This is a genomic window from Streptomyces cynarae (genome assembly GCF_025642135.1).
GTDB lineage: Bacteria > Actinomycetota > Actinomycetes > Streptomycetales > Streptomycetaceae > Streptomyces > Streptomyces cynarae.
Map to the genome: position 1 here is coordinate 1,186,768 of NZ_CP106793.1, position 26,104 is coordinate 1,212,871.

Annotated in this window: 19 protein-coding genes and 3 pseudogenes; 12 read left to right on the plus strand and 10 right to left on the minus strand. The window is 71.5% G+C overall.

Annotated elements, in window-relative coordinates; translation table 11 throughout:
- The first annotated feature begins 134 nt into the window (after window positions 1-134).
- Window positions 135-794, plus strand: a complete 660-nt coding sequence (locus N8I84_RS05675) for a zf-HC2 domain-containing protein (RefSeq protein WP_263228522.1) — start codon at window positions 135-137, stop codon at window positions 792-794.
- A 41-nt stretch (window positions 795-835) separates the two neighbouring features.
- On the opposite strand, the pseudogene N8I84_RS05680 reads toward N8I84_RS05675, so the two are convergent.
- Both N8I84_RS05680 and N8I84_RS05685 read right to left on the minus strand, forming a co-directional pair.
- Window positions 836-1,695 (minus strand): annotated as a pseudogene (locus tag N8I84_RS05680) (Fpg/Nei family DNA glycosylase).
- A gap of 47 nt (window positions 1,696-1,742) precedes the next feature.
- Complete coding sequence (locus tag N8I84_RS05685) at window positions 1,743-3,815, minus strand: SpoIIE family protein phosphatase (protein ID WP_263228523.1); 2,073 nt, start codon at window positions 3,813-3,815, stop codon at window positions 1,743-1,745.
- Window positions 3,816-4,035: 220 nt separating this feature from the next.
- Here N8I84_RS05685 and N8I84_RS05690 point away from each other — a divergent pair, with 220 nt between their 5' ends.
- Window positions 4,036-5,460, plus strand: a complete 1,425-nt coding sequence (locus N8I84_RS05690; RefSeq protein WP_263228524.1) for a lipase maturation factor family protein — start codon at window positions 4,036-4,038, stop codon at window positions 5,458-5,460.
- Here N8I84_RS05690 and N8I84_RS05695 read toward each other — a convergent pair.
- The 6 genes and pseudogenes from N8I84_RS05695 to N8I84_RS05720 all read right to left on the minus strand — a co-directional run bounded on the left by N8I84_RS05695 (window position 5,448) and on the right by N8I84_RS05720 (window position 9,632).
- The gene (locus tag N8I84_RS05695) at window positions 5,448-6,287 is read right to left on the minus strand and encodes an amidohydrolase family protein (protein ID WP_263228525.1); all 840 of its coding nucleotides are present in this window, start codon (window positions 6,285-6,287) and stop codon (window positions 5,448-5,450) included. The two genes, N8I84_RS05690 and N8I84_RS05695, sit on opposite strands and share 13 nt — an antisense overlap.
- Window positions 6,284-6,637 (minus strand): L-rhamnose mutarotase, encoded by a 354-nt coding sequence (locus tag N8I84_RS05700; RefSeq protein WP_263228526.1) that lies wholly within the window; start codon window positions 6,635-6,637, stop codon window positions 6,284-6,286. The genes N8I84_RS05695 and N8I84_RS05700 overlap by 4 nt, the downstream gene beginning before the upstream one ends.
- Window positions 6,637-7,620: an aldo/keto reductase gene (locus N8I84_RS05705; RefSeq protein WP_263228527.1), complete on the minus strand. Its 984-nt coding sequence runs from the start codon at window positions 7,618-7,620 to the stop codon at window positions 6,637-6,639. The genes N8I84_RS05700 and N8I84_RS05705 overlap by 1 nt, the downstream gene beginning before the upstream one ends.
- Window positions 7,617-8,371 (minus strand): annotated as a pseudogene (locus tag N8I84_RS05710) (SDR family NAD(P)-dependent oxidoreductase). Before N8I84_RS05710 ends, N8I84_RS05705 begins: the two are co-directional and overlap by 4 nt.
- Window positions 8,368-8,553 carry a hypothetical protein gene (locus N8I84_RS05715; protein WP_263235055.1) on the minus strand — a complete coding sequence of 62 codons (186 nt, stop codon included), beginning with the start codon at window positions 8,551-8,553 and terminating at the stop codon, window positions 8,368-8,370. Before N8I84_RS05715 ends, N8I84_RS05710 begins: the two are co-directional and overlap by 4 nt.
- Window positions 8,550-9,632: a sugar ABC transporter substrate-binding protein gene (locus N8I84_RS05720; RefSeq protein ID WP_390898856.1), complete on the minus strand. Its 1,083-nt coding sequence runs from the start codon at window positions 9,630-9,632 to the stop codon at window positions 8,550-8,552. Before N8I84_RS05720 ends, N8I84_RS05715 begins: the two co-directional genes overlap by 4 nt.
- 169 nt (window positions 9,633-9,801) lie before the next feature.
- On the opposite strand from N8I84_RS05720, the gene N8I84_RS05725 reads away from it, so the two are divergent.
- Both N8I84_RS05725 and N8I84_RS05730 read left to right on the plus strand, forming a co-directional pair.
- Window positions 9,802-10,530: a FadR/GntR family transcriptional regulator gene (locus N8I84_RS05725; RefSeq protein WP_263228529.1), complete on the plus strand. Its 729-nt coding sequence runs from the start codon at window positions 9,802-9,804 to the stop codon at window positions 10,528-10,530.
- A gap of 346 nt (window positions 10,531-10,876) precedes the next feature.
- Window positions 10,877-11,356 (plus strand): DUF5709 domain-containing protein, encoded by a 480-nt coding sequence (locus N8I84_RS05730; RefSeq protein ID WP_263228530.1) that lies wholly within the window; start codon window positions 10,877-10,879, stop codon window positions 11,354-11,356.
- A gap of 22 nt (window positions 11,357-11,378) precedes the next feature.
- Here N8I84_RS05730 and N8I84_RS05735 read toward each other — a convergent pair whose 3' ends face one another.
- Window positions 11,379-12,533: an ROK family transcriptional regulator gene (locus tag N8I84_RS05735; RefSeq protein ID WP_263228531.1), complete on the minus strand. Its 1,155-nt coding sequence runs from the start codon at window positions 12,531-12,533 to the stop codon at window positions 11,379-11,381.
- A 363-nt stretch (window positions 12,534-12,896) separates the two neighbouring features.
- Between N8I84_RS05735 and N8I84_RS05740 the strand changes: the two genes are divergently transcribed.
- From N8I84_RS05740 to N8I84_RS05775, 8 genes and pseudogenes are all read left to right on the plus strand, one after another.
- A complete protein-coding gene (locus N8I84_RS05740; protein ID WP_263228532.1) occupies window positions 12,897-14,969 on the plus strand; it encodes a fibronectin type III domain-containing protein in 2,073 nt (690 codons plus the stop codon).
- Window positions 14,970-15,058: 89 nt separating this feature from the next.
- Window positions 15,059-16,066 (plus strand): carbohydrate ABC transporter permease, encoded by a 1,008-nt coding sequence (locus N8I84_RS05745; RefSeq protein WP_263228533.1) that lies wholly within the window; start codon window positions 15,059-15,061, stop codon window positions 16,064-16,066.
- An 11-nt stretch (window positions 16,067-16,077) separates the two neighbouring features.
- On the plus strand, window positions 16,078-17,013 hold the full coding sequence (locus tag N8I84_RS05750) for a carbohydrate ABC transporter permease (protein ID WP_263228534.1): 936 nt from the start codon (window positions 16,078-16,080) through the stop codon (window positions 17,011-17,013).
- A 32-nt stretch (window positions 17,014-17,045) separates the two neighbouring features.
- Window positions 17,046-19,463 carry a glycoside hydrolase family 95 protein gene (locus tag N8I84_RS05755; protein ID WP_263228535.1) on the plus strand — a complete coding sequence of 806 codons (2,418 nt, stop codon included), beginning with the start codon at window positions 17,046-17,048 and terminating at the stop codon, window positions 19,461-19,463.
- The gene (locus tag N8I84_RS05760) at window positions 19,457-20,473 is read left to right on the plus strand and encodes an acetylxylan esterase (protein WP_263228536.1); all 1,017 of its coding nucleotides are present in this window, start codon (window positions 19,457-19,459) and stop codon (window positions 20,471-20,473) included. Before N8I84_RS05755 ends, N8I84_RS05760 begins: the two co-directional genes overlap by 7 nt.
- A gap of 15 nt (window positions 20,474-20,488) precedes the next feature.
- Entirely contained in the window at window positions 20,489-21,850 is a 1,362-nt protein-coding gene (locus N8I84_RS05765) for an ABC transporter substrate-binding protein (protein ID WP_263228537.1), read from the plus strand.
- An 88-nt stretch (window positions 21,851-21,938) separates the two neighbouring features.
- Window positions 21,939-24,119, plus strand: a complete 2,181-nt coding sequence (locus N8I84_RS05770) for an alpha-galactosidase (RefSeq protein WP_263228538.1) — start codon at window positions 21,939-21,941, stop codon at window positions 24,117-24,119.
- A 144-nt stretch (window positions 24,120-24,263) separates the two neighbouring features.
- Window positions 24,264-25,638 (plus strand): annotated as a pseudogene (locus N8I84_RS05775) (amidase).
- An 8-nt stretch (window positions 25,639-25,646) separates the two neighbouring features.
- Here the strand turns inward: N8I84_RS05775 and N8I84_RS05780 are convergent.
- Window positions 25,647-26,066 carry a CBS domain-containing protein gene (locus N8I84_RS05780; RefSeq protein ID WP_263234672.1) on the minus strand — a complete coding sequence of 140 codons (420 nt, stop codon included), beginning with the start codon at window positions 26,064-26,066 and terminating at the stop codon, window positions 25,647-25,649.
- Window positions 26,067-26,104 lie beyond the last annotated feature (38 nt).

Sequence of the window (26,104 nt, forward strand, 5' to 3'; positions counted from 1 at the left end):
CGCCGGCCCGGCGGCTCCGAACACCTTTCTTGGCCGCGATTCGGTAACGGCCTTGAGTGATTCGGCCGCCTGGTCCGTACCGGTGGGCAACAGCAGCACCACCCCCACCCCGCCCACCGGCCTGAGGATTTGGTATGAGGTCCCTGGAACGCCACCGCGACGTCGGCGCCTACGCGCTGGGCGTCCTGGACGAGGCGGAAGCCTTCCGCTTCGAGGACCACCTCATGGAGTGCCCGACGTGCGCGGCGCACGTGACGCAGTTCCGCCCCGCCGCGCGTCAGTTGATGCTCTACCGCAGGGCGACCCCGCGGTCCGTGCACCCCTTCGCGGCGCCCGGGCCCCGGCTGCTGGAGCGGCTGCTCGACGAGGTGGCGACCAAGCACCGCAGCGGGCGCCGGCGGTGGCTGTACGCGGTCGCGGCGGCCGTGGTGTTCGCGGTCGGAGGGCCGACGACGGCTCTGGTCGCCGGGCACGGCTCGACGTCCACCACCGTGACGGCCATGACCGCGACCGACCCGGACACGGGCGTATGGGCGCGGATCACCGCGCACGACGAGGTCTGGGGCAGCCAGATCGACGTGACGGTCAAGGACCGGTCGGGGCCGCATCCCTGCCGCCTCGTCGTGGTCGGCAAGGACGGTTCGGAGCAGACGGTGGCGAGCTGGATGGATCCCGCGGAGGACGGCGAGCCGACCACGCTCCAGGGCGGCACGGGGATGCCATCGGACCAGATCGACCACTTCGATGTGCGCACCAAGGACGGACAGCACCTGGTCACGCTGAAGGCCCGCTGACCGGCGCTGCCCTCTCTCCTCGAGCAGCCGGGACGGTCCGCCTACTTGAGCAGCCGGGACAGCCTGCGGTCCGCCAGCGGCTTGCCGCCCGTCTGGCAGGTCGGGCAGTACTGCAGCGAGGAGTCGCTGAAGGAGACCTCGCGGATCGTGTCGCCGCACACCGGACAGGGCTCCCCGGTACGGCCGTGGACCCGGAGGCCGGTCTTCTTCTCCGCCTTCAGGCGCCCGGCGGCCAGGCCGCGCGAACGCTCGACCGCCTCGGTCAGCGTCGTGCGCAGTGCGTCGTACAGGCGGTGCACATCCTCCGGCGACAGCGACGAGGCCAGCTTGAACGGGGACATCCGGGCGGCGTGCAGGATCTCGTCGCTGTAGGCGTTGCCGATGCCCGCGATCAGGCTCTGGTCACGCAGCGCGCCCTTGATCTGGCGCCGCTCCCCCGCGAGGAGCTCGGCGAGGCGCTGCTCGCCGAAGCCGTCGGCCAGCGGGTCCGGACCCAGGCGGGCGATGCCCGGCACCTGGAGCGGATCACCGACGACGTACACCGCCAGCCGCTTCTGAGTGCCCGCCTCCGTCAGGTCGAAGCCCTCCCCGGTCTCCAGCGCGACCCGCAGCGCGAGCGGGCCCTTGCCGGGGCGGGGCGCGCCGTCGGGCAGGCGGTCCTTCCACTGGAGCCAGCCGGCCCGGGCCAGGTGTGTCACGAAGTGCAGTCCGCCGGCGTCCAGGTCCAGGAACTTGCCGTACGGGCGACGCCGGTGACCTCGCGGCCCTCGAGGGCGGTGACCGGTGGGTCGTACGTCTTCAGGACGCTGATCGCGACGGGCAGCACCCGGACCACCTCGTGGCCGACGAGACGGTCGGCGAGGAAGTCCCTGAGCGCTTCGACCTCGGGCAGTTCCGGCATGTGTCCAGGGTGCCACCAGCCACCGACGTCGCCACCCGTCGCGTCCGTCAGCCGCGTTCCTGGACCGTGAACTCGCCCCATACGACCTTGCCGCCGCCGCGGGCCTCCACGCCCCACACGTCGGCGAGCCGGTCGACGAGCAGCAGGCCACGGCCGGAGACCTCCGACTCGCCCGCGTCACGGCGGCGGGGCAGGGCGCTGGAGGCGTCCTCGACCTCGACGCGGAAGCGGCGGGCGTGGCCGGTGAGGACCCGCAGGGTGACGACGGCGGTGCCTTCGGTGTGCACGAGGACGTTGGTGATCAGCTCGTCGGCGACCAGTTCGATCTCGTCGGAGCGCTCGCCGGCACCCCATGCGCGGACGGTGGCGCGGATCATGTGCCGGGCGGCGGTGAGGGCTTCCCGGTCCCCGGGCGGGACGTCCTGCCGGAGGCGGTCGCCGGACCGCTGGGTGAGCCCCCGGCGCCGCAGGAGCAGCAGGGCCACGTCGTCGTCGCCGCCCCGCTCCTCGGCCGCGTCGATGAGCCGGTCGGCGAGGTCGCACACGTCGTCCGGGCCGGCGCAGACCAGCTCCTGAAGGGTGTGCACGCCCTCGTCGAGGTCGGCGCCCGGCTCTTCGATCAGGCCGTCGGTGCACAGCACCAGGGTCTGGCCGGGGTCCAGCTCCACCGTGGTGACCGGGTACTCCAGGCGGTCGAACTCGGCGGACAGCCCGAGCGGCAGGCCGCCCTCGACGGGCAGCCGCCGGCAGGTGCCCTCGGACAGCCTGAGCAGCGGGTCGATATGGCCGGCGCGGACCAGCTGCACCACTCCGGTGGCCAGGTCGGCCTCGGCGTACAGGCAGGTCGCGAAGCGTTCGGTGTCGAGTTCCTTGAGGAAGACGGAGGCACGGGCCATCACGGTGGCGGGCGGGTGGCCCTCGGCGGCGTAGGCGCGCAGGACGATGCGCAGCTGGCCCATGACGGCGGCCGCGTGGGTGTCGTGGCCCTGTACGTCACCGATGACGGCGCCGGCCCGGTCCCCGGGCAGCGGGATCAGGTCGTACCAGTCGCCGCCGATGTCCCGGCCGAGGGCCGCCGAGCGGTAGCGGACGGCGACGTCGGCGCCGGGCACGCTGGGGATGGAGCGCGGCAGCATCGCCTGCTGGAGGCCCTGGGCGAGGTCCTTCTCCTGTTCGTAGAGCATGGCCCGTTGCAGGCTCTGCGCGATGCTGCTGCCGAGCGCGACGAGGACGTTGCGCTCGTCGGGGGTGAAGCCGCGCCGGTCGTCGTAGAGCAGGCCCATGGCGCCGATGGGGCGGGCCTGCGCGACGAGCGGGAGATAGGCGGCGGAGGTGATGCGCAGGTCCGTCAGGTGCGGCCACAGGACGGGGTAGCGCTCGGCGAACTCCTCCGGCGACTCGATGAACCGCGGGCGGAGGGTCCGTACCACCTCGCTCATCGGGTAGGCCTCGTCGACGCGCGTGACCCGGGTGCCGGGCACCGAGCTGCCCTCGGGGCCCTCGGCGACGATCCGGATGCGGCCCGCCTCCACCAGGCCCATGACGAGGCTGGCCGCACCCAGGTGGGTGAGGCCGTGGCTGTCCTTGAGGACGTCGATGACGTCCTGGACGGTGCGGGCGTGGGCGAGCGCGGCGGTGGTGGACTCGACGATGCTCGTCTGCCGGCGCAGCGCCTCGTCCTGGGCCAGCTGTTCCGTGCGGGCCAGGCCGTCGCGCAGCTCCTGGGTGGCGTCGCGCACGATGCCGATGATCCGGCGCGGACGGCCCGTCTCGTCGCGCCGGATGTAGCCCTGGGTGTGGGTCCAGCGCAGGGTGCCGTCGCGGCAGCGGACGCGGAAGTAGGTGCCGTAGTTCTCGCTGCCGTCCTTGATGGCCCGGGCCACCAGGGCGTCGACGCGGCGGCCCTCGGACGGTGGAACGCGCGACCGCAGGCTATCGGGGCGGCCGTCGTAGTCCTCGGGGCGTATGTCGAAGATCTCGTGGGCCCGGGCGTCCATGTGGAACAGCCCGGTGTCCAGGTCCCAGTCGAAGCTGCCCATGCGGTTGAGCGCCAGGATCGGATCCGGGTGGGCGGGCCAGTCCTCCGGGAGTGACAGGGTGCTCCCTCCCCGATCAACCATGGGGCCACCATGCCAGGGATTGCCGGATTCTTCGACTTCTGCCGACTCGGTCGACCAGGGCCCCGGCCCGGCGGTGCCCGGCCCCGCGGTCCGGTACGGCCGTGTGGGCCGGGCCGCCGTCGTCGGGTCACGCAGGCCGAGCCGAGGTGTACACGGAGTGACGGGCTGACCGGTTCGGCCGGGGGTACCGGGTCACACTGGAGGGAGAGGAGCGGTTGCCGTGGACTGGTTCGTCGCACCGGAGTACTGGCTGAGCCGACTGGTCTTCCAGCGGGCCCTGGCGGTGGTGTACCTCGTCGCCTTCCTGACCGCCGCGCTGCAGTTCCGGGCGCTGATCGGGGAGCGCGGCATGCTGCCGGTGCCGCGCTACGTCGCCCGGGTGCCGTTCAAACTGGCGCCCAGCGTCTTCCACTTCCACTACTCGGACCGCTTCTTCGCCGCCTGGTCGTGGGCGGGGTGCGCGGTGTCGGCGGCGCTGGTCGCGGGGGCCGACTCGCTGGTGCCGTTGTGGGCGGGGATGGTGCTGTGGCTGATCCCGTGGCTGCTGTACCTGTCGATCGTCAACGTCGGCCAGACCTGGTACTCCTTCGGCTGGGAGTCGCTGCTGCTGGAGGTCGGCTTCCTTGCGGTGTTCCTGGGCAACGACGAGGTGGCGCCGCCGATCGTGGTGCTGTTCCTGTTGCGCTGGATCCTGTTCCGCCTGGAGTTCGGCGCAGGGCTGATCAAGATGCGCGGGGACGCCTGCTGGCGGCAGCTGACCTGCCTGGACTACCACCACGAGACGCAGCCGATGCCGGGCCCGCTGAGCTGGTTCTTCCACCATCTGCCCAAGCCGCTGCACCGGGTGGAGGTGGCGGCCAACCACGTCACCCAACTGGTCGTCCCGGTCCTGCTGTTCACCCCGCAGCCGGTCGCGACGGCCGCCGCGTCCCTGATGATCGTGACGCAGCTGTGGCTGGTCCTCTCGGGCAACTTCTCCTGGCTTAACTGGATCACGATCGTGCTGGGCCTGTCGGCGGTCCTGTTCCCCACCACTGCCCCGAAGGTCTCCGCTGCTCCCCTGTGGTACGAGGTCCTGGTCCTGGCGGTCGGCGCGGGCCTGCTCGCCCTCGGCTACCACCCGGTACGCAACATGATCTCCCGCGGCCAGATCATGAACCGCTCCTTCGACCCGCTGCACCTGGTCAACACCTACGGCGCGTTCGGCAGCGTCAGCCGGATCCGGTACGAGGTGGTGGTGGAGGGCACAGCGGACGACGTGCCGCGGGAGGACTCCGAGTGGCGGGAGTACGAGTTCAAGGGCAAACCGGGCGATCCACGGCACTGGCCGCGCCAGTTCGCCCCATACCACCTGCGGCTCGACTGGCTGATGTGGTTCGCGGCGCTGTCCCCCGCGTACGCGGGGTCCTGGTTCGGCGGCCTGGTGGAACGTCTCCTGGAGAACGACCGCGACACCCTGAAGCTGCTGCGCCGCTCCCCCTTCCCCCCGGACGAGCCGCCGCGCTACATCCGGGCGCGCCTCTTCCGCTACCGGTACACGACGTGGCGTGAACTGCGGGAGACGGGGGCCTGCTGGCACCGCACCTACGTCCGCGAGTTCATGCCACCGACCCGGCTGGCCGCGCCGGTGACTCAAAGGCGGTAGACGCGGGTGGCGGTGCCCTCGAAGATCTGGCGGCGCTCGTCGTCACGGAGGCCTTCCGTCAGCGCCACCGCCGCGTCCGAAACGTCCGCGTACGTCGCCGCCAGCGTGCACACCGGCCAGTCCGATCCGAACATCAGCCGGGACGGGCCGAAGGCCTCCAGGACCGTGTCGGTGCAGGGGCGCAGGTCCTCCACCCGCCAGGTCTTCCAGTCCGCCTCCGTCACCATGCCCGACAGCTTGCAGACCGTGTTCGGCAGGGCGGCGAGGGCACGGATGCGGGACGCCCACGGCTCCATGGTTCCGGAGGCGATCGGGGGTTTGCCCAAGTGGTCCAGGACGAAGGTGAGTTCGGGAAGCGACTCCGCCGCCTTGACGCACGCCGGGAGCTGGTGGGGCAGCACCAGCAGGTCGTAGACCAAGCCCGCGTCCGCGACGGCGGCGAGGCCCCGGCGTACGTCGGGGCGCAGCAGCCACTCGGGGTCCGCCTCACCCTGGACCTGGTGACGGATGCCGCGCAGATACGAGCCCCCGGGCAGCTCCCGCAGGCGGGCCAGCGTGTCCGCCACGTCGGGGCTCGTCAGGTCCGTCCAGCCGACGACTCCCGCGACGATCTCGTTCCGCTCCGCCAGGTCCAGGAACTCCGGCGTCTCCTCGGCCACGGTGACCGTCTGCACCAGTACGGTGCGGTCCACGCCGACGGGGCGGGCCAGACGTTCCAGGTCCGCGATCGTGAAGCTGCGGCGGATCGGCTCCAGTTCCGGGCCCCTGATCCAGTCCTGGTCGCGGACGGAGAGGTCCCACACGTGGTGGTGCGCGTCCACGGTCACGGCAGCTCCCAGACCACCGGCAGGCCCGCGTCCGAGCCTTCGGCCGAGTAGTCGTGCACCACGTCGAGCAGATCCGCCATCCGTGCCTGCCAGGCGACGTTGACGGGCAGCTTCTCCGGCTCGGCCAGCAGCCGCGTGTAGTCCTCGCACTCCAGTACGTGGAAGAGGTCGGTCCCTCCCCCGAGCTCTCGGCTTCGCTCGAGCAGGGGGTACCCCCACCGCCAGATGGTCCAGGAGGTCGTTCCGGCGGCACGGATCGCGTCCGTGAGCTCCTTCGGCACCTCCCGGTGGGCGGCCTCGTACTCCTCGACGCGGTCGGCACGGACCTTGGTGTGCAGGGCTACTCTCATCACGGCTCCTCAGTGGGCACGGGGGCGTGCGGGGGCAGGAGGCCGGCTTCTCTCAGCTCCTGCCAGAATCCGGCCGGTACGGTCGCCGCGAACTGCTCGGCGCAGTCGCGCACCTCGGCCGCCGAACGGGCGCCCACCAGTACGCTCGCCACGGCCGGGTGCGCGGAGCAGAACGCCAGGGCCGCGGCCCGCAGCGTGGTGCCGTGGCGTTCCGCCAGCGTCTTCAGGCGCAGGGCGCGGTCGAGCAGTTCCTCGGGGGCCGTGGCGTAGTTGAACGTGGCGCCCGGCCGCGGGTCGGCCAGCAGGCCGGAGTTGAAGGCGCCGCCGACGACGACCGACACCCCGCGTTCGGCCGCCGCGGGCAGCAGCTCGGTCAGGGCGCGCTGGTCGAGCAGGGTGTACCGGCCCGCGCACAGCACCACGTCCACGTCCGTCTCGCGCACGAACCGGGTCAGCATCTCGGCCTGGTTCATGCCCGCGCCGATCGCCCCCACCAGGCCCTCGGAACGCAGCCTCTCCAGCGCCGGGTAGCCCTCGCGGAACGCCTGCTCGGCGTGGTCGTCCGGGTCGTGCAGGTAGACCACGTCGACCCGGTCCACGCCGAGCCGTGCGAGGCTTGCTTCGAGACCGCGTCGTACGCCGTCCGCGCTGAAGTCCCAGACGCGGCGATGGGTGGCGGGGACCGCGAAGCCGTTCGCGAGGTCGTCGCCGCCCTCGTCCGTGGGCTCAAGCAGGCGGCCCACCTTGGTGGAGACGGTGTACGCGGTGCGGGGGTGCTCGCGCAGGGCAGCGCCGAGGCGGCGTTCGGACAGGCCGAGGCCGTAGTGCGGGGCGGTGTCGAAGTAGCGGATCCCGCTCTGCCAGGCGGCTTGGACCGCGTCGTACGCCTGCTCCTCGCTCATCTCGCTGTAGAGGTTGCCGATGCCCGCGGCGCCGAAGGCCAGCGGGCTGACCTCGACCCCGCGCCCGCCGAGCGCGCTCACCGGCCCACCGGCCGCAGCCTGAGGCCCTGCATGCCGCCGTCCACAGCGAGCGCCGTGCCCGTGGTCGCGCCGGACAGGGGCTCGCCAAGTAGGCGATGGCGCCCGCCACTTCGATGGCCTCGACCAGTCGGCCGGTGGGCTGGCGGGCCTCGAGCGCCGCCCGTTCGGCGGCCGGGTCCGGGGCGGCGTCGAGGAGGCGGCCGACCCACGGCGTGTCGACCGTGCCGGGGTTGACGCAGTTGACGCGGATGCCCTCGCGGACGTGGTCGGCGGCCATGGCGAGGGTCAGCGAGTAAACGGCACCCTTGCTGGCGCTGTACAGGGCCCGCTGCGGCAGGCCCGCCGTGGCGGCGATGGAGCAGGTGTTGACGATCGCCGCGTGGGCGGACTTCCTCAGGTGCGGCAGCGCCGCTCGGGTCGTCCGGACGACGCCGAGCACATTGACGTCGAACACCCGCCGCCACTGCTCGTCGTCGTTGTCCTCCACCGTGCCCTGGGCGCCGATGCCCGCGTTGTTGACCAGCACGTCCAGACCGCCGAGGCCCGCGACGGCGGCGGCGACGGCGGCCCGTACGGACGCGTCGTCGCCGACGTCCGCCCGGTGGGCGAGCAACGGCTTCTCGACCTGCGAGGGGTCGAGGTCCAGGACGGCCACCTGTGCCCCGCGCTCCAGCAGCAGCTCCGCGGTGGCCCGACCGATGCCGGAGGCCCCGCCGGTCACCAGGGCCCTGAGGCCCTCGAAGTCGCTCATGCAGCGTGCCCCTTCTTGGGGTTGAGGAAGTGTTCGTGCAGATGGTCCACGTATTCGATCACCCGGTCGTGGGTCGTGTCCGACAAGGCGCCGAAGTCGAACAGCGCGGGGTGCTGTTCGAGAACGGAAGGTGGGCCCTCGGGGCCGATGACGCCTCGCGCCTCAACCGGTGGCGTGCTCATGGGAACGCGTTGCCCCAGAGGTGAGGGTCGTCGACGTTGCGCCTGGTGACCAGCGGGGCGGGCAGCTGGTCCTCCAGGATGCCGCTCGGCAGCCTGACGATGGTGGAGCCGTGGTCGGTGCGGCCGGGCCTGAACGTCTTCCCCTCCATCGCGGCCTTGATGTAGCACAGGCCGTACTTGGCGTACGCGTCCGTGGGCTGCGAGACGGTGGCGTCGATCTCGCCCTTGCGGATCGCGCCCAACTCCAGCGGGATGCCGTCGTTGGAGACGATGACGATGTGGCCCGGCCGACCGGCCGGCTTGAGCATGTTCTGGGACTTGAGGGTCTGTAGCGTGGGCAGCAGGTAGACGCCTCCGGCCTGGAGGTAGATGCCCTTGATGTCGGGGTTGGCGCCGAGGAGCGTGCCGAGCTTGGCGGCTGCGGTGTCGGACTCCCACTTGGCGGGGACGTCCAGCACCTCCAGCTTCGGGTACTTCTTCTCGACACAGGAGCGGAAGCCCTCCGACCGGTCACGTCCGTTGACCGAGTTGAGGTCACCCTCGATCTGCACGATCTTGCCGCTGGGCACGTGCTGCCCGAGGTAGTCGCAGGCCTTCTCCCCGTACGCCACGTTGTCGGCGCGTACGGTCATCGCGACCCTGCCCTTGTCGGGCGCGACGTCGACGGCGACCACCGGTACGCCCTTGCGTCGGGCCTGGTCGAGCCCGGCCTCGATGGCCGAGCTGTCCACCGGGGCGATGACCAGGCCCTTCGCGCCCCGGTTGAGCTCGTTGAGGATGTCGGTGTACTGCTGCAGGGAGTCGCTGTTGGAGTTGACGGTCGGGAGGGCGTCGACGTGCTCGGCCTTCGCCATCTTGGGCACGTAGTCGTTGTACGACTGCCAGAACGGCGAGATGAGCTGGGGCAGGATCACAGCGACCGTACCGCTGCGGCCCGGGGCGCTCGAGCTGCCCTCACTCTTGGTACCGGCGCATGCCGTGAGCGCCAGCGCGCCGCAGGCGGCCGCAGCCGTCGCACGCACCGCCCACGCGGAGGTTCGCCTGCTTCGCCGTCTGTCCCGCGCTGCACTGCCGGCCACCCGTCGGCTCCTCCTCTCCTCAAGCGAGATCCACCGGTCCCCCCGCACACTTATTAGACCACTCGTAGCCGACAGCGCCCTTCCGGGTCAGTTTTTTGCGATTTACAGGTGTAGTGGTCCGACCACTCCTCGGGCTAGACTGCGGCGCACCGGCGACAGGAGGAGTGGCGTGGACGAGACCGCCGACGGGGAGCCGACGGCCGGGACCGGCACGCAGAAGGGCACGGTGACCCAGCGCGCCATCGAGTGGATCAAGGCGATGATCGCCGAAGGCCGGCTCGAGCCGGGCCAGCGCCTGCCGACGGAACGCGACCTCGCGGCACAGCTCGGCATCTCGCGCAGTTCGATGCGGGAGGCGATCCGCGCGCTCACGGTCCTCGGCGTGCTGGAGGCCCGGCACGGCTCGGGCATCTACGTCACCCGACTGGAGGCCGGGGACCTGCTGGAGACCTTCGGCGTGGTGGCCGATCTCTCGCGCGGGCAGCGCCTGGTGGAACTGCTGGAGGTGCGCCGGGTCCTGGAGTCGACGGCGACGGCGCTGGCGGCCGCCCGTATCACGGCCGACCAACTCGCCGAGGTGGAGAAGCACTTGGCGGCGATGAACGCGACGGACGATCCGGAGGAGATCCTCGCGCACGACCTCGCCTTCCACCGGGAGATCGCTGTCGCGGCGGGCAACGAGACGATGGCGGCGATCCTGGAGGGCCTGTCCTCGCGGACGTTCCGCGCCCGTGTGTGGCGCGGCTATGAGGAAGAGGGCGCCTTCGCACGCACCCGCCGCGAGCACGCGGCGATCCACCGCGCCCTGGCCGCGCACGACCCGGAGGCGGCCAGGGCGGCGGCCGCCGCGCACGTCGGCGAGGTGGAGGAGTGGCTGCGGAGCCAGTTGCCCTCCTGAACGGCGCCTGTCCGGCGACGCTGTCCACCGGCGCGGCTCCGGCGGCTCGTTGTGCAGTCCCACATCGGTCTCGACGTCGTGGCCGACCGCGCCATGACCCACCGCGGGGTCGCCATGCCGGTGCCCAGGTCGAAGCCGGGGCCGGACGCCGTGGTGGTGGTCCCCGGGGCATCGGCTTCGCTCATGGCCCACATGCTCGGCGGGCGCACGGCGTCCCGGCGACGGCCTGCGGACGGCGAGCGGCGAGCGGCGAGCGGCGAGCGGCGAACTCTGCACGCTCGAGACAGGATTGTGCAGTCCTGGGCCAGTGCCCCTGCCCGAAGTGTGCGAGAAAGACAACACGCACATGGAAGGAGCGCACGTGGCCGACGCAGCGATGGGTGACGAGGTCTACCAGCCGGACGGTTCGGAGGTGCAGGACGACGCCGGACTGCTGGACGCGTCCGACACCCTGGACTACCGGGCCGGTGACCAGGCGCTGGACGAGGGGTACTCTCCCCCGGAGCGGCCCTGGGGCGTGCGGCACACCGGCGTCACGGCGGCGGAGCGGCAGCGAGGGGAGAGCCTGGACGAGCGCCTCGCCGAGGAGGTACCGGACATCGGTGTCCTGGACGGCGACGGTATCGGGGACGCCTGGGACACGGACGGCGAGCTCATCGACGACGAGGTCGGCCATGTGCGTGCCGGACGGCTGCTCGCGCCCGACGAGGGAAGCCACGAGAACACCGAGTCCGACCTGGTCGCTTCCGACGTCGGGCTGGACGGCGCCGGCGCGTCGGCCGAGGAGGCCGCGATGCATGTGGTCCCCGACTCCGACACCTACTGACGCACGACGGGCGCCTGGTCGCCTACTTGAGCGGAGCGAAGACGCGCTGGGCCGCGACCGCGGCACCGCCCCGGGCCCACTCCTCGAAGGGCAGCGGCCTGACCACGAGATCGCAGTCCGCGGCGGCGCCGAAGGCGTGATCGGCGAAGGTCTGGCGGATCTGGTCGGCGAACAGGTCGTAGGACGCCACGCCCTCACCGGAGATGATGATCCGTTCCGGGCCGATGAGGTTGGCGACCGAGGCCAGCGCCAGGCCCATGGCATGTCCGGCGCGGGCGAAGACGGCCCGGACGGCGGGGTCGCCGGCATGGGCGAGCCGGACCGCCTTCTCCATGGTCAACTCCGGGTCGCCGGTGGCCTGGCGGGCCTGCTCGGTGATCGCGTGGGTGGACGCGACCGCTTCGACGCAGCCGGTGTTGCCGCAGGTGCAGGTGCGGTCGGTGCCGCCCACCGGGAGGTGGCCGATCTCGCCCGCCACGCCGTGCGCCCCCGAGACCACGCGGCCGCCGATGGAGAGACCGGCGCCGATGCCGGCACCGACGGTGACCACGGCGAACGACGACAGGCCGGCACCGGCGCCGAACCACTGCTCGGCCACGGTCAGGGCACGGACGTCGTTCTCGATGACCGTCGGAGTGCCGGTGGCCGACTCGACCAGCTGAGCCAGCGGTACCCGGCGCCAGTCCAGGAAGGGTGAGTACTGCACGGTGCCGGTCTGGCCGTCCACGTCGCCGGAAATGGCGACCCCGATGCTGTGGATCCCGTCGGGCCCCGCTGCGCCTGCCGCCGCCCGCAGCTGATCCACCAGGCGGGCGATCGCCGCCACCACGGTGCCCACATCCCGCGAGCCGAGAGCGGCCCGCCGGGACGCCAGCGGCTGAGCGGTAAGGTCGGCCAGCACGCCGATGAGTTCGTCCCCGGTGACCTTCACTCCGATGAACCGGGCGCGTTCGGCCCGCACCGCGATCAACGTCGCCGGACGGCCGTTGGCCCGCTCCACCGTGGGCCGGCCCACCTCGGCGATCCACCCGTCGTCGATCAGCGGGGTGGCCACTTTGGTGACGGCTCCCGGTGACAGCCCGGTCCGCCGCCCGACCTCGGCACGACTCAGTGGGCCGTGCTGGAGCAGGGTCTGGAAGACCAGGGCGGCAGCGGGGGGCTGGTCGGCGAGGCTCATGGAGCGACGATACATTTCCCAAGGAAACTAAATCAACGGGCTACCCATCCCGCCCGGCCACAGCCTGCGCCGACCTGAAGAGCAACAGGGCGCAGCGGCCTTGGACTTCCGTCCGGAGACATCGGATTTCTACGAGCCGACTATGTTGACGCTGGAAGGAAACCGTGGCTACATTCGCCGCACTCCTCGTCGGAGCGGACGGGACGGATCCGCGCCGTAGAGGGGTGGCCACACATTCCCCGGTGGTCCTCAGTTGTTCTCCCCTCGGTGGCGCTCCGGGACGACCACCACCGAGGGAGTTCCCACCACCCTCGATCCTCAGGCGGAAGACCGCTTGCGCTCGCGCCGAGATGGAGTACATCCATGGCTCGTCCAGCTCGACCCGTACGCCTCAGAACACTCACCTGTGCCACCGCGCTGGCGGTGGCCCTCGCCGCGCCCACCGCGTGGGCCACCACCCCGCCGGCTGCTTCCGGCACCCAGGCCTCCGAAGCGACGGCCGCCTCGGCCGTGGCCGCCAAGCCGTACATGGGCTACAGCACTTGGAGCCTCGAATCCACCAACTTCCCCGGCTACGGCGGGGAGAAGTGGCTCACCGAGTCCCATGTGCTGCAGCAGGCCGACGTCCTGGCCTCGAAGCTGAAGTCCCACGGCTACGAGTACGTCAACGTGGACGCCGGCTGGAACGTCGACAACGGCAAGAACGTCGCGGACGACTACGCCCGCCCCACCGCCGACCTGAAGAAGTTCCCGCACGGCATGAAGTACGTCGGGGACTACCTGCACCGGAAGGGGCTGAAGTTCGGTCTCTACCTGGCGGTCGGCCTCTACATGGACTACTACAACGACGGCAGGACGCCGATCTACAACGCGCCGGGGTGCACGACCAAGGACATCGTCTACCCGGACCTGCGGAAGACCAGCGGCTGGGACAACGTCTCCTACCAGCTGAACTTCGCCAGCCCCTGCACCACCAAGTACATCCAGTCCGTCGCCGACGAACTGGCCGGCTGGGGCGTGGACTTCCTCAAGATCGACGGAGTCGGCCCCGGTTCCTTCCAGGGCGACGACGCGCACAACAACGTCCCCGACATCCAGGCGTGGCACACCGCGCTGCAGAACACCGGCCGCCCCATCCAGTTCATCCTGTCCTGGTCGCTCAGCCACAACCAGGCCGACGTGTGGAAGGCCAACTCCAACGGGTGGCGGGTCGACACGGACGTGGAGTGCTACTGCGACACGCTGGTGACCTGGAACAACTCGGTCAAGCAGCGGTGGAACGACGTCGTCCAGTGGATACCCGACGCCGGTCCGGGCCACTGGAACAACCTCGACTCCCTCGACGTGGGCGTCGGCGCCATGGACGGCATCAACGACGTCGAGCGGCAGAGCTACATGACGCTGTGGGCCATCGAGTCCGCGCCGCTGTACATCGGCGACGACCTCACCAAGCTCGACTCCTACGGTCTGAAGCTGCTCACCAACGACGAGGTCATCGCGGTCGACCAGGCGGGCCACCCGGCCAGGCCGGTCAGCCAGGACACGCCCCAGCAGGTCTGGTACGCCCGCAACCCGGACGGCAGTTACACCGTGGCGCTGTTCAACCTCGGCAGCGGCTATGCGGACGTGACCGCGAACTGGAGCGACCTGGGCATCAGCGGCAAGGCGGCGGTCCGTGACCTGTGGAGCCACAAGGACCTGGGCTCGGTCGGCGGTTCCTTCACCGCCGACCTGCCGCCGCACGGCTCACGCCTGCTGCGCCTGACCCCGAGCAGCACCGGCACCCACCCCGGCGTCCCGCTCGCCGTGCACGGCACCGCCTCCACCGCCACCAGCGTCTCGCTCGCCTGGGACGCGGTGAACTCCGGTACCGCCACGACGGGTTACGACGTCTACGCGAACGGGACGAAGGCCGCCACCGTCACCGGCACCGCCGCCACCGTGAGCGGTCTGAGCGCGGCCACCGGATACTCCTTCACCGTGGTCGCCCACGACGCCAGGGGCCGCGTCTCCGCGCCGAGCAAGGCAGTGGCCGTCACCACGCCGGCGGCCGGCGGACCGGTCTCCTACGAGGCGGAGGCACCGGGCAACACCCTCAGCGGCAACGCGAGCATCGCGGACTGTTCCGCGTGCTCCGGCGGCAAGAAGGTCGGCAACCTCGGCTACAACGGGTCGGTCTCCATCACCGACGTGACCGCTCCCAAGGACGGCACGTACCTGATGAAGCTCGACTACACCGACGGCTCCTCCGGCCGCACGGTCGTCGTCACCGCCGGCGGGACGTCCTTCCAACTGCCGCTGCCCGGCACCAACGACAACAACTGGGGCCACCCGCAGTCGATCACCGTGCCGGTTCAGCTCAAGGCGGGCGCGAACACGATCAGCTTCGGCAACCCCTCGGACTACGTGTCCGACGTGGACCGGATCACCCTCTGATCGTCCTCTGATCGCCCTTCAGATCACAGTCCGATCCCCGTCCGCCGTCCGTCGGCGATCCAGCCGCCCGAACACGTAAGGAGAGTGCCGTGGTGGTCACATCACAGGGCAACCCCACGACGCCGGTCCCACCGCCGTCCGCCGCGGTGGCCACCACGGCCACCCGACCGGGCAGGCCCCGCACGGTCCGCAAGCCGGGCCGCCACACCCCGACCAGGTCGGCGGCGGCCCGCCGCCGGGACCTGCCGGCCGCCCTGCTGCTGATTTTTCCCGCCGTGGCCGGCTTCGCGGTCTTCTTCGCCTATCCGACCCTGCGCGGCATCTACCTCAGCTTCACCGACTTCCACGTCCTCACCCCGCCGCACTGGGTGGGACTGGCCAACTTCAGGGAGATGTCCGGTGACGACGTCTTCTGGCACTCCCTGCTCGTCACCGTCTACTTCGTCGTCCTGTCCGTGTGCTTCGGCACCCTGATCTCCCTGGTGACGGCGGTGGTGCTGCACCGGGTGGCCCGGTCGTCCGTCCTGCGCGGCGTGATCCTGCTGCCGTTCCTGATCTCCAACGTCATCGCCGCCCTGGTCTGGCAGTGGATGCTCGACCCGCAACTCGGCGTCGTCAACATCGTGCTCAGGCACCTGACCGGCCACTCGATCCTCTTCTTCGGCAGCGGAGGATGGGCGATCCCCTCACTCGCCGCGATCAGCGTCTGGAAGTGGATGGGCTACTACGCCCTGCTCATCTTCGCCGGTCTGCAGACCATCCCGCCGACCATCTACGAGGCGGGCCGGGTCGACGGCGCGAGCGAGGTGCAGATGTTCCGCCGGCTGACGGTGCCCCTGCTGCGACCGATCCTCGTCATGGTGGTCGTCCTGACCGTGATCAACTCCTTCCAGGTGTTCGACATCGTCCAGGTCACCACCAGGGGCGGCCCGGCGAACGCCTCGAACGTGCTTCAGATGTACATCTTCGACAAGGCCTTCCGGCAGTTCGACTTCGGCTACGCCGCCACGCTGTCACTGGCCCTGTTCGCCTTGCTCATCACGGTCACCTTCACCCAGCTGCGGCTCGCCCGCGCGGGCGAGTCCGACCTGAACTGAAGGAGGCCGACGTGGCTGTCACCCTCGCACCCGGCCGGACGGCCCTCCCGCGCCGGCCCCGCCAGGACACCCGCAGGTTCTCACCCGGCAGGATCGCGGCCTGGATCTACCTCGGCGTCATCGTCCTGGCCACCCTCTTCCCGTTCTACTGGATCCTGCGCACCGCCCTGTCGAACAACTACAAGCTGGCCACCGACCCCTCCTCGCCGTTGCCGGTCGGCTTCACCTGGGGCGCGTTCGAGCGGGCCCTCGGCATCGCCTCCACCGCCGAGGCGCAGGCCCAGGGCGGCTCCGGGGCCTCCCTCGACATCGCGCTGTACCTGCGCAACTCGCTGATCTACGCGTCCGTGCAGACGGCGCTGATCGTGCTGTTCTCCGCGTGCGCCGCCTACGCCTTCTCCCGGCTGCACTGGCGTGGCCGCGACCTGGTGTTCAACGTCCTGATCAGCGCCCTGATGGTCCCCGGGGTGTTCACGCTGCTGCCCAACTTCGTCCTCGTGAAGGACCTCGGCCTCACCAACACCTTCGCCGGGCTGATCCTGCCCGGCGGCCTCTTCCAGGCGTTCACGCTGTTCTTCCTGCGGCAGTTCATGCTGGGACTGAGCAGCGAGGTCGAGGAGGCCGCCATCATCGACGGCGCCGGACCGCTGCGGATCTTCCTGCGGATCATCCTTCCGATGTCGTCCGCACCGCTCGCCACCGTGTCGCTGCTGATGTTCGTCAACGCCTGGAACGACTACTTCTGGCCGCTGCTGATCACCAACGGGCAGAACGTGCAGCCGCTGACCCTCGCCCTGGGGGTCTTCAAGCAGTCCTCGCCGCAGGCCGCACCGGACTGGGCGGGTCTGATGGCCGCCGCGCTCATCGCGGCGCTGCCGATGCTGCTGCTCTTCATCGCCTTCGGCAAGCGCGTCGTCAACTCCATCGGCTTCTCCGGCCTGAAATGACCGGCTCCCCACCTCGATTGGACGGCACAGCCATGCACTCCACCGACCTGGTGCTGCGATGGCCCGCGCCCGCGGCCGAGTGGACCGAGGCCGCGCCCGTCGGCAACGGCCGGCTCGGCGCGATGGTCTTCGGCGGCGGCCACCGGGCCCGGATCCAGCTCAACGACTCCACCGTGTGGTCCGGAACGCCCGGCGGACCGGCCACCGCCCTCGCCGCGGTCCGAGCGGCCGGCGCCGGACCACGGCGGCTCGAGGAGGTCCGCGCCGCGCTCCGCTCCGGCGACCAGGACCGGGCCGAGGCGCTGCTGATGGCCTTCGAGGGGCCGTACAGCCAGGAGTACCTGCCCTACGCCGACCTGTGGCTGACCGTTTCCGGCGGCGAGCGGGCCGCCTACGGCGGCCGGACCCTCAACCTCGACACCGCGGTGGCCGAGGAACGCTTCGACCTCGACGGCACGGCGGTGCACCGCCGGGTCTGGGCCGACGCCGTGGCGCGCACCCTGTGCGCGACGATGGACGCAGCGGGCGGCACCGTGGACCTGCGCGTCGAACTGTCCACCCCGCTGCGGGAGGTGCACCGGTCGGCCACCGTCCGCGGGCTCACCCTGGGCGTGGAGATACCGGTGGACGGCGCGCCCGCCCACGAACCGGATGTCGCCGAGCCCCTGCGCTATGCCGACGGACCCGTCGACGGCTACGACCCCTTCGGCGCGCTCGCCCTCGCCCTGAGCACCGACGGCCAGGTGACCGTCGCGGACGGCAGCCTGCTCGTCGCGGGCGCCTCGCACGTCCTGGTCACCCTCGCCAGTTCCACCAACGCCGCCCGCCACTGGCGCGGACAGCCCTTGGCGGACCGCGCCACCCACCTCGAGGCCGCGCCCCGTACGGCCGCGCACGCCGCCTTCCAGGGCGCCGAGGACCTGCTCAAGGCCCACGAAGCCGATCTGCGCGGCCTCCTCGGCGGCACCGCCCTGCGCATCGGCGGCCGGCGCGGCGGCACCCACGACGTGGCGCGCGACATCCTCAGCGGGAACGACGAACGCCTCACCGCCACCGTGCTGTTCCAGTTCGGCCGGTACCTGCTGGCCACCGCCTCCCGCCCGCACGCCGGTCCCCCGGCCAACCTCCAGGGCATCTGGAACGCCGACCTGCGCCCCGCCTGGTCGTCCAACTACACCCTCAACATCAACGCCCAGATGAACTACTGGGGCGCGGAAGCCGCCGGCCTCGCCGACTGCCACGAGCCGCTGTTCGACCTGCTCGACCGGATGGCCACTCAGGGCAGCGAGGTGGCGCGGCAGCTGTACGGCGCCCGAGGCTGGGTGGCGCACCACAACAGCGACCCCTGGGGCTGGGCGCTGCCGGTCGGCATGGGTCACGGCAACCCCTCGTGGGCGATCTGGATGATGGGCGGCGCCTGGCTGTCCCAGCACCTGTGGGACCACTACGAGTTCACCCGCGACCTGGACTTCCTGCGGGATCGGGCCTGGCCGCTGCTCAGCGGCTGCGCCGAGTTCCTGCTCGACTGGCTGGTCGACGACGGCACCGGGCACCTCGACACCCTCCCCTCGACCTCTCCCGAGAACCTCTTCCTGGATGCCGACGGCACCCCCCGGTCACTGACCCGCTCCTCGGCGATGGACATGGCGCTGACCCGGGCCACCTTCGAACGCGTCCTGCAAGCGGCCGACATCCTCGACCTGGACACCCCGTCGGCCGACGAGATCCGCGCCGCGCTGCCCAGGCTGCGCCCGCCGCGGATCTCCGCCGACGGCCGGCTCCAGGAGTGGGCCGAGGACCTGCCCGAGGCCGATCCGCACCACCGTCACCTGTCCCATCTGTCCGCCGTGTACCCGCTCGGCCTCATCGATCCCGACACCACCCCCGGACCGGCCGAGGCCGCGCTGCGGTCCCTGGACCGCCGTGGTCCGGGCGCCATGGGCTGGTCCTGGGCGTGGAAGATCGCCCTGCGGGCCCGGCTGCGCGACGCCGCCACCGCACGCGGCCTTCTGCTTCAGGCGAGCCGCCCGCTCGACGGCGACCCCGGCGCCGACGCCCCGGTCGACGGATCCCGTTGGGGTGGACTGTTGCCCAACCTCTTCTCCACCCATCCGCCCTTCCAGATCGACGGCAACCACGGCTTCATGGCCGCCCTCACGGAGATGGTGCTGCAGAGCCACACCGGCACCCTCCACCTGCTGCCCGCCCTGCCCGCCGAGTGGCCGGACGGCGAGGCGAGGGACCTGCGCTGCCGCGGCGGCCTCGCCGTCGACTTCGCCTGGCGCGGCGGCGCGCTCACCTCGGTCACGGTGCGTCGACTCGCCGGCGACGACGCCGAGCCGGTCCGGGTCCGCCACCGGGACCGTGGCGTCGTCGTGCGCGTCCCGGCCAGGACACAGGTCACCTTCGACGCGGACCTGCGCCCGCGAGGGGAGCCGGTGCCGTGCTGACCGAGCAGGATCTGCCCGAGCTGTTCTCCTACCGCAGCGCGTACCGGGAGCCCGCCGACTTCGACGTCTTCTGGAAGGACACCCTCGCCGAGGCACGTGCCCGGCAGGAGGCGACGCTGGACCTGACCCCGGTGGCGACCGGTCTGGAGACCGTGGACGTCTTCGACGCCGTCTTCCCGGGCTTCGACGGGCATCCGGTCCGCGGCTGGCTGCGCATGCCCCGGCGGCGGTCCGGTCCGCTGCCCGCCGTGGTGCAGTTCCACGGCTACGGCAGCGGGCGCGGCGCGCCCATCGACGACCTGTTGTGGGCGTCGGCCGGATACGCCCATCTGCTGGTGGACGCGCGCGGTCAGGGCGGCGCCTGGGCGGGCGGCGGCGGCACGCCCGACCCGGTCGGCAGCGGCCCGGCGCATCCGGGTTTCCTCACCCGCGGCATCGAGGACCGGACCACCTACGTCTACCGGCGCATCTTCACCGATGCCGTCCGCGCCGTGGAGGCGCTGCGCGGCCGCGCCGATCTGGTGGACCCGGTCAAGGTCGCCGTCGTCGGACCCAGCCAGGGCGGCGGAATCGCACTCGCGGTCGCCGGACTCGTACCCGGCCTCGCGGCCGCGCACTTCCAGGCGCCGTTCCTGTGCGACATCCGGCAGGCCACCCGGCTCACCGACGCGGAGCCCTACGCCGAGATCGTCGGCTATCTGGCCGCCCGCCGGAACCTGGTGGAGCAGACCTTCGAGACGCTCGCCTACTTCGACGGGCTCGCCTTCGCCCGCCGGGCCACCGCCCCCGCCTGGTTCTCCGCCGGGCTGCGCGACGAGGTGTGCCCGCCGGTCACGGCGATCGCCGCGTACCACGCCTACGCCGGGCCCAAGCAGCTACGGCTGTGGGAGTTCAACGGCCATGACGCCGGCGGTCCCGAGGACCTGGCCACCGCACTGAGCGCGTTCGGCGCGCTCCTGAAGACGTCGTCCCGTCCGCCAGGGGTGCCGTCCCCCGCCCCTGCGTCCTGAAGGAAAGAAGGAACGATGAGAAAAGTGCTGCGACTGCGCAAGGCCGTCGCGCTCGGCGCCACGGTCACCCTCGCCGCAGTGGTCTCCGCCTGCTCCTCCGGCTCCTCCGCCGGCGGCGGTTCCCGGACCGTCAACTGGTGGACCTGGGACGACAAGCAGGCCGCCGCGTACCAGGTGTGCGCCGCGGACTTCGAGAAGGCCCATCGCGGTGTCACGGTGAAGATCAGCCAGTACAACGTGGCGGACTACTTCACCAAGCTGACCGCCGGGTTCGTGGCCGGCAGCGCACCCGACGCCTTCCAGAACAGCGTCCAGTTCTTCCAGGCGTACGCGTCCCAGCACCAGCTGATGCCGTTGGACGACTTCATCGCCAAGGACAAGTTCGACCTGTCCCGCTTCTCGGTCGGCGTGGAGGCCTGGAAGTTCACCGACGGCAAGCAGTACGCGTTGCCGCTGGACTGGGCGGCGACCGGCATCTACTACAGCGCGGACGCGCTGGCCAAGGCCGGGTACAGCAAGAAGGACGTCGACTCGCTGACCTGGAACCCCGACGACGGCGGCACGCTGGGCAAGATGATCGCCCACATGACGATCGACACCAAGGGACGCCGCGGCGACCAGCCGGGCTTCGACAAGGCGCACGTCAAGACCTACGGCTACGGACAGGTCGCAGCCAAGGACTTCATCGGCCAGACCACCTGGAGCCCGCTGGTGGACACCACGGGATGGCGCCTGGGCGACAAGGCCACCTGGCCGACGGTGTTCAACTACACCGACCCGCGGTTCGTGAAGACCATGGACTGGATCCGCTCGCTGACCGACAAGGGCTACGCACCGAAGATCGGTGACTTCGCCAACAGTGTCAGCGACGTGGACCTGCTGGCGTCCGGCAAGGTCGCCATGGAGAGCGCCGGCTCGTGGGAGGCCGCGACCTTCGTGAAGATCCCGAACCTGAAGGTCGGCATCGCCCCCACTCCCTACGGCCCCGACGGCCGGACCAGGGCCGTGCTCAGCAACTCCAACGGCAACAACATCTGGGCCGGCACCAAGAACCCGGACCTGGCCTGGCAGTGGGTTTCCTACATGGGCTCCGAGTCGTGCCAGTCCAAGGCTTCGCAGACGGGTACATTCTTCCCGTCGATCCCGGCCGCCATGGACTCCTCGGCCAAGGCGCTGGCCGCCAAGGGTGTGGACCTGTCCGTCTTCACCGACATGCTGAAGAGCAAGGTCCTCTACCCCTCCCCGGTCTACGGCAACGGCGCCGCCCTGCAGGACGCGCTGGAGCCGTTGTTCGAGGCGTACTTCGCCGGTCAGAAGGACGACTCCGTGTTCACGGACATGCGGGACAAGAGCAGGACGCTGCTCGCGAAGAGCTGAACCACCGAAGGCAACCGGTTGTCCGGGCGCCGGACGCGGCCCACGACGAGGGTCCGTCCGGCGGACCGGATCCATGAAAGGACTCTGCATGCCTGACACCACCGCGCGGATTCTGACCCTGCGCGCGGCCGGCACCTCACTCGTCGTCGAGCTCGCCGAGCCGGTGCCCAGAGTCCTGCACTGGGGAGCCGACCTGGGCGAGCTGACGGAGGACGGCCTGGCGGCGCTCGCCCTGACCGGTGAGCCCGCCGTGCTGAACAACTCCATCGACATCCCGCGCCGGTTCACCGTCTGGCCCACCGAGGCGGACGGCTGGTCCGGCACCCCGGCCCACCAGGGCCACCTGGCCGGCACCGCCGCCGCACCGCGGCTCAGTCTGACCGGGACGTCGTACCGCCCGCAGGCCGAGGGCGGGGAGCTTTCCCTGGACCTCACCGACCCCGGAGCCGCACTCGACGTCACCGTCACCTACCGCCTGGAGCCCTCCGGCGTCCTGGGCGTGCAGACGCGGATCGGCCGCCGACCGGACGCCGCCCCGGAGCCGTACGACCTCGCGCAGGTCACCACGATGCTGCCGCTGCCCCGCCGGGCCGCGGAGATCCTGGACTTCACCGGCAAGTGGAGCCGGGAGCGCTCCCCGCAGCGCCGCCCGCTGGGCTTCGGCACGTACGCCCGCGAGGTGCGGCGCGGCAAACCCGGCCTGGACTCGCCCTACCTGGTGACGGTCGGCGTGCCGGGGTTCGGTTTCGGCCACGGCGAGGTGTGGGGCGTGCACCTCGCCTGGAGCGGCGACCAGCGGTATCTCGTCGAGCAGCTGCCGGAGGGCGCGGGCACCCATGCCGCGGTGCTCGGCGGCGGAGAGCTGCTGCGGCCCGGGGAGATCCGGCTCGCCCCCGGTGAGTCGTACACCACGCCGGTGTGTCACTTCACCTGGTCCGACCAGGGCCTCGACGGGCTCGCGGACCGTTTCCACACCCTGGTGCGGGCCCGTCCCGCCCACCCGCGCACCCCCCGCCCGCTGATCCTCAACAGCTGGGAGGCGGTGTACTTCGACCACGATCTGGACCGGCTGCTGCGGCTCGCCGACAAGGCCGCCGAGGTCGGTGTCGAGCGTTTCGTGCTCGACGACGGCTGGTTCCGCGGGCGCCGCTCGGACCACGCCGGGCTGGGGGACTGGACGGTGGACCCGGTGGTGTGGCCCGAGGGGCTGACCCCGCTGGTGGACCATGTGCGCTCGCTCGGCATGGAGTTCGGGCTGTGGGTCGAGCCGGAGATGGTCAACCTGGATTCCGACCTTGCCAGGGAACACCCCGACTGGGTCCTCGGCCCGGCGCGCGGCGTCGGACCGTCCTCCCGGCACCAGCACGTCCTGGACCTGGCCAACCCGCAGGTGTGGGACTACCTGCTGGGCGCGCTGGACGCCCTGGTCGACAAATACGGCATCGCCTATCTGAAGTGGGACCACAACCGGGAGCTCCACGAGGCCGTGCACGGCGGCGCCGACCGCCCGGTCGCGCACGCCCAGGTCCTCGCGCTGTACCGGCTGATCGACGCCCTCAAGGAGCGCCACCCCGGGCTGGAGATCGAGAGCTGCGCCAGCGGAGGCGGCCGGATCGACCTCGGCATCCTGGCCCGCACCGACCGGGTCTGGGCCTCGGACTGCAACGATCCGGTGGAGCGTCAGATGATCCAGCGGTGGACGGCCCAACTGCTGCCGCCCGAGCTGATCGGCGCCCACGTCGGCTCCGGCACCAGTCACACCACGGCCCGGGTCAGCTCGGATGCCTTCCGGCTGACCACGGCACTGTTCGGGCATGCCGGCATCGAGCAGGACATCACCCGGTGCGCCCCCGAGGAACTCGCGCGGCTCACCGCCTGGGCCGCGCTCTACCGCGAACTGCGCCCCCTGCTGCACGGCGGCCGCACGGTCCGCGCCGACCTCGCCGGCGACGCGACCCTGCTGCACGGGGTCGTGGCGCACGACGGTGCTGCCGCGCTGTACTGCTGGGCCCGGGTGGCCACCTCGCCCGAGGGGCAGTCCGGGCGGGTGCAACTGCCCGGCCTCGCCCCCGAGGCCACCTACCGGGTACGTGTCCGTACCGAACTGGGGCTGCCGTCCTTCCACCAGACCTCGGGGCCGGCGTGGCTGACCACCGCACTCGACGACTGGCTCACGCTGCCCGGTGCGGTGCTCACGGTGGCCGGACTGCCCATGCCCAACCTCAACCCGGACCAGGCACTGCTGCTGGAGGTGCGGCGGAACGACTAGGGGAAGGGCGGGTCGTTGGAGGGTGACCCTGGTGACAGGTCTCCCTCGGGCTCTCGACGTGGCGCCGCCCGCACGGCACAGTGCTGCTCGTACTCGCCAGTACGCTCATGCGCCAACCACGCCGAGCACCGACAGGGAGCGCCCGTGACCAGCTGGGTCGGCCGGACCGCCGCCGAAATCGCCGCCGCCGTACGGGAGAAGCGGGTCACCCCGCGGGAGGTGGCGGCGGAGCACCTCGCGCGGATCGAGGAGCTGGACGGCCGCGTCGGCGCCTTCCGCCGGGTCCGCACGGAGGCGGCGCTGGCCGAGGCCGACGAGGTCGCGGCGCGCGCGGATCTGGCCGATCTGCCGCTGGCGGCGTTCCCGTGGCGGTCAAGGACAATCTGGCGGTGCGCGGCGAGTCGGCGCGCAACGGATCGGCCGCGACCCCCGACACGCCCGCCGAGCGGGACCATGTCACGGTGGCCCGGCTGCGCGCGGCGGGCGCGGTGGTGGTCGGTCTGACCAACGTGCCGGAGCTGTGCGTCTTCGGCACCACGGAAGGGGTGCACGGGACCGCACGGAACCCGTGGGACCCGACGCGCACGGCGGGCGGCTCCTCCGGCGGCAGCGCGGCGGCGGTGGCCGCCGGGATGGTGCCGGTCGCGCTCGGCAACGACGGGATGGGGTCGCTGCGCATCCCGGCCGCGAACTGCGGTCTCGTCACCATCAAGCCCGGCCACGGCGTGATCCCCGCGGGCATCGGCAACGGCGACTGGTTCGGCATGTCCGAGAACGGGCCGCTGGCGACGACGGTCGAGGACGCATGGCTGATGTTCGACGTCCTGGCGGGGACAGGGAAGGACCACGCGCCCAGGACCGCGCCGCGCAGGGTCGCGCTCTCCCTGCGCAGCCCCCTGCTCGGCGTCACGGTGAGCCGCCCGTACGCGGACGCGGCCCGGGCGGCGGGCGCACTGCTGTCGAGGGCCGGTCACGACGTGCGGCCGGACGAGCCGCCGTACCCCTGGTGGCTGGGCACGACGTCGCTGGCGCACTGGACGGCGGGTACGGCGGTGGACGCGGAGGACCTCGATCCGCGGCGGCGGCCCGGCGCACCCGGGTGCACGCGGCGGTGGGGCGGCGTTTCGTCGCAAGCGTGCGGTCCGGTGACCGGCGCGAGCAACTGCGTCGGCTCCTCGAACCGTTCTTCGCCGCGCACGACGTGCTGCTCACCCCGGCGCTCGCCCGTCGCGGCCCGGTCGCCGATGCCTGGCACGAGCGCGGCTGGCTGCGCAACGTGCTGACGAACACCGCCTACTCCCCCATGACCCCGCCCTGGAACCTCACGGGCTGGCCGGCGATGTCCGTCCCGTTCGACACCCTCCCGAACGGCGCGCCCTGCGCGGTGCAGCTGGTGGGACGGCCGGGCTCGGAGCGGGAACTGCTGGCGGTGGCTGGCCAGTTGGAATCCCTGCGGCCCTGGCGGCGCACCGCCCCGCTGGGCCGGGACGGTGCCACACGCTCCGAACCGGCCGGTTGACACCCGTTCTACTGGTTGGACTTCGCGACGCTGATGTCACCGAGCGCCGATTCCGGGTCCCGCTCGATGGCCAGGTCGCCGAGGGACACGATGCCCACGGGCTCCCCGTTCTCGACGACCGGGACACGGCGCACTGAGTGCTCGCGCATCAGCCGTACCGCGCGGTCCAGTTCGTCCTCGGGGCTCACGGTGACCAGGTCGCCGCTGCACGCGCGATCGACCGTGGTCTCCCGCGGGTCCGCCCCCTCCGCGACCGTGCGCACCACCAGGTCGCGGTCGCTGACCAGCCCACGCAGCCGGTCACCCTCCGTCACGAGGACCGCGCCGATGTTCTGGTCGCGCATCACCTGGGCCACGGTCGCCACCGGGGTCTGCGGTCCTACCGTCACGGGTGCGGCGGTCATGATGTCGCGTACGTGCTGGGGCATCATGTCTCCCTTCGCGCATTGCTACGGTGCCGGTCACC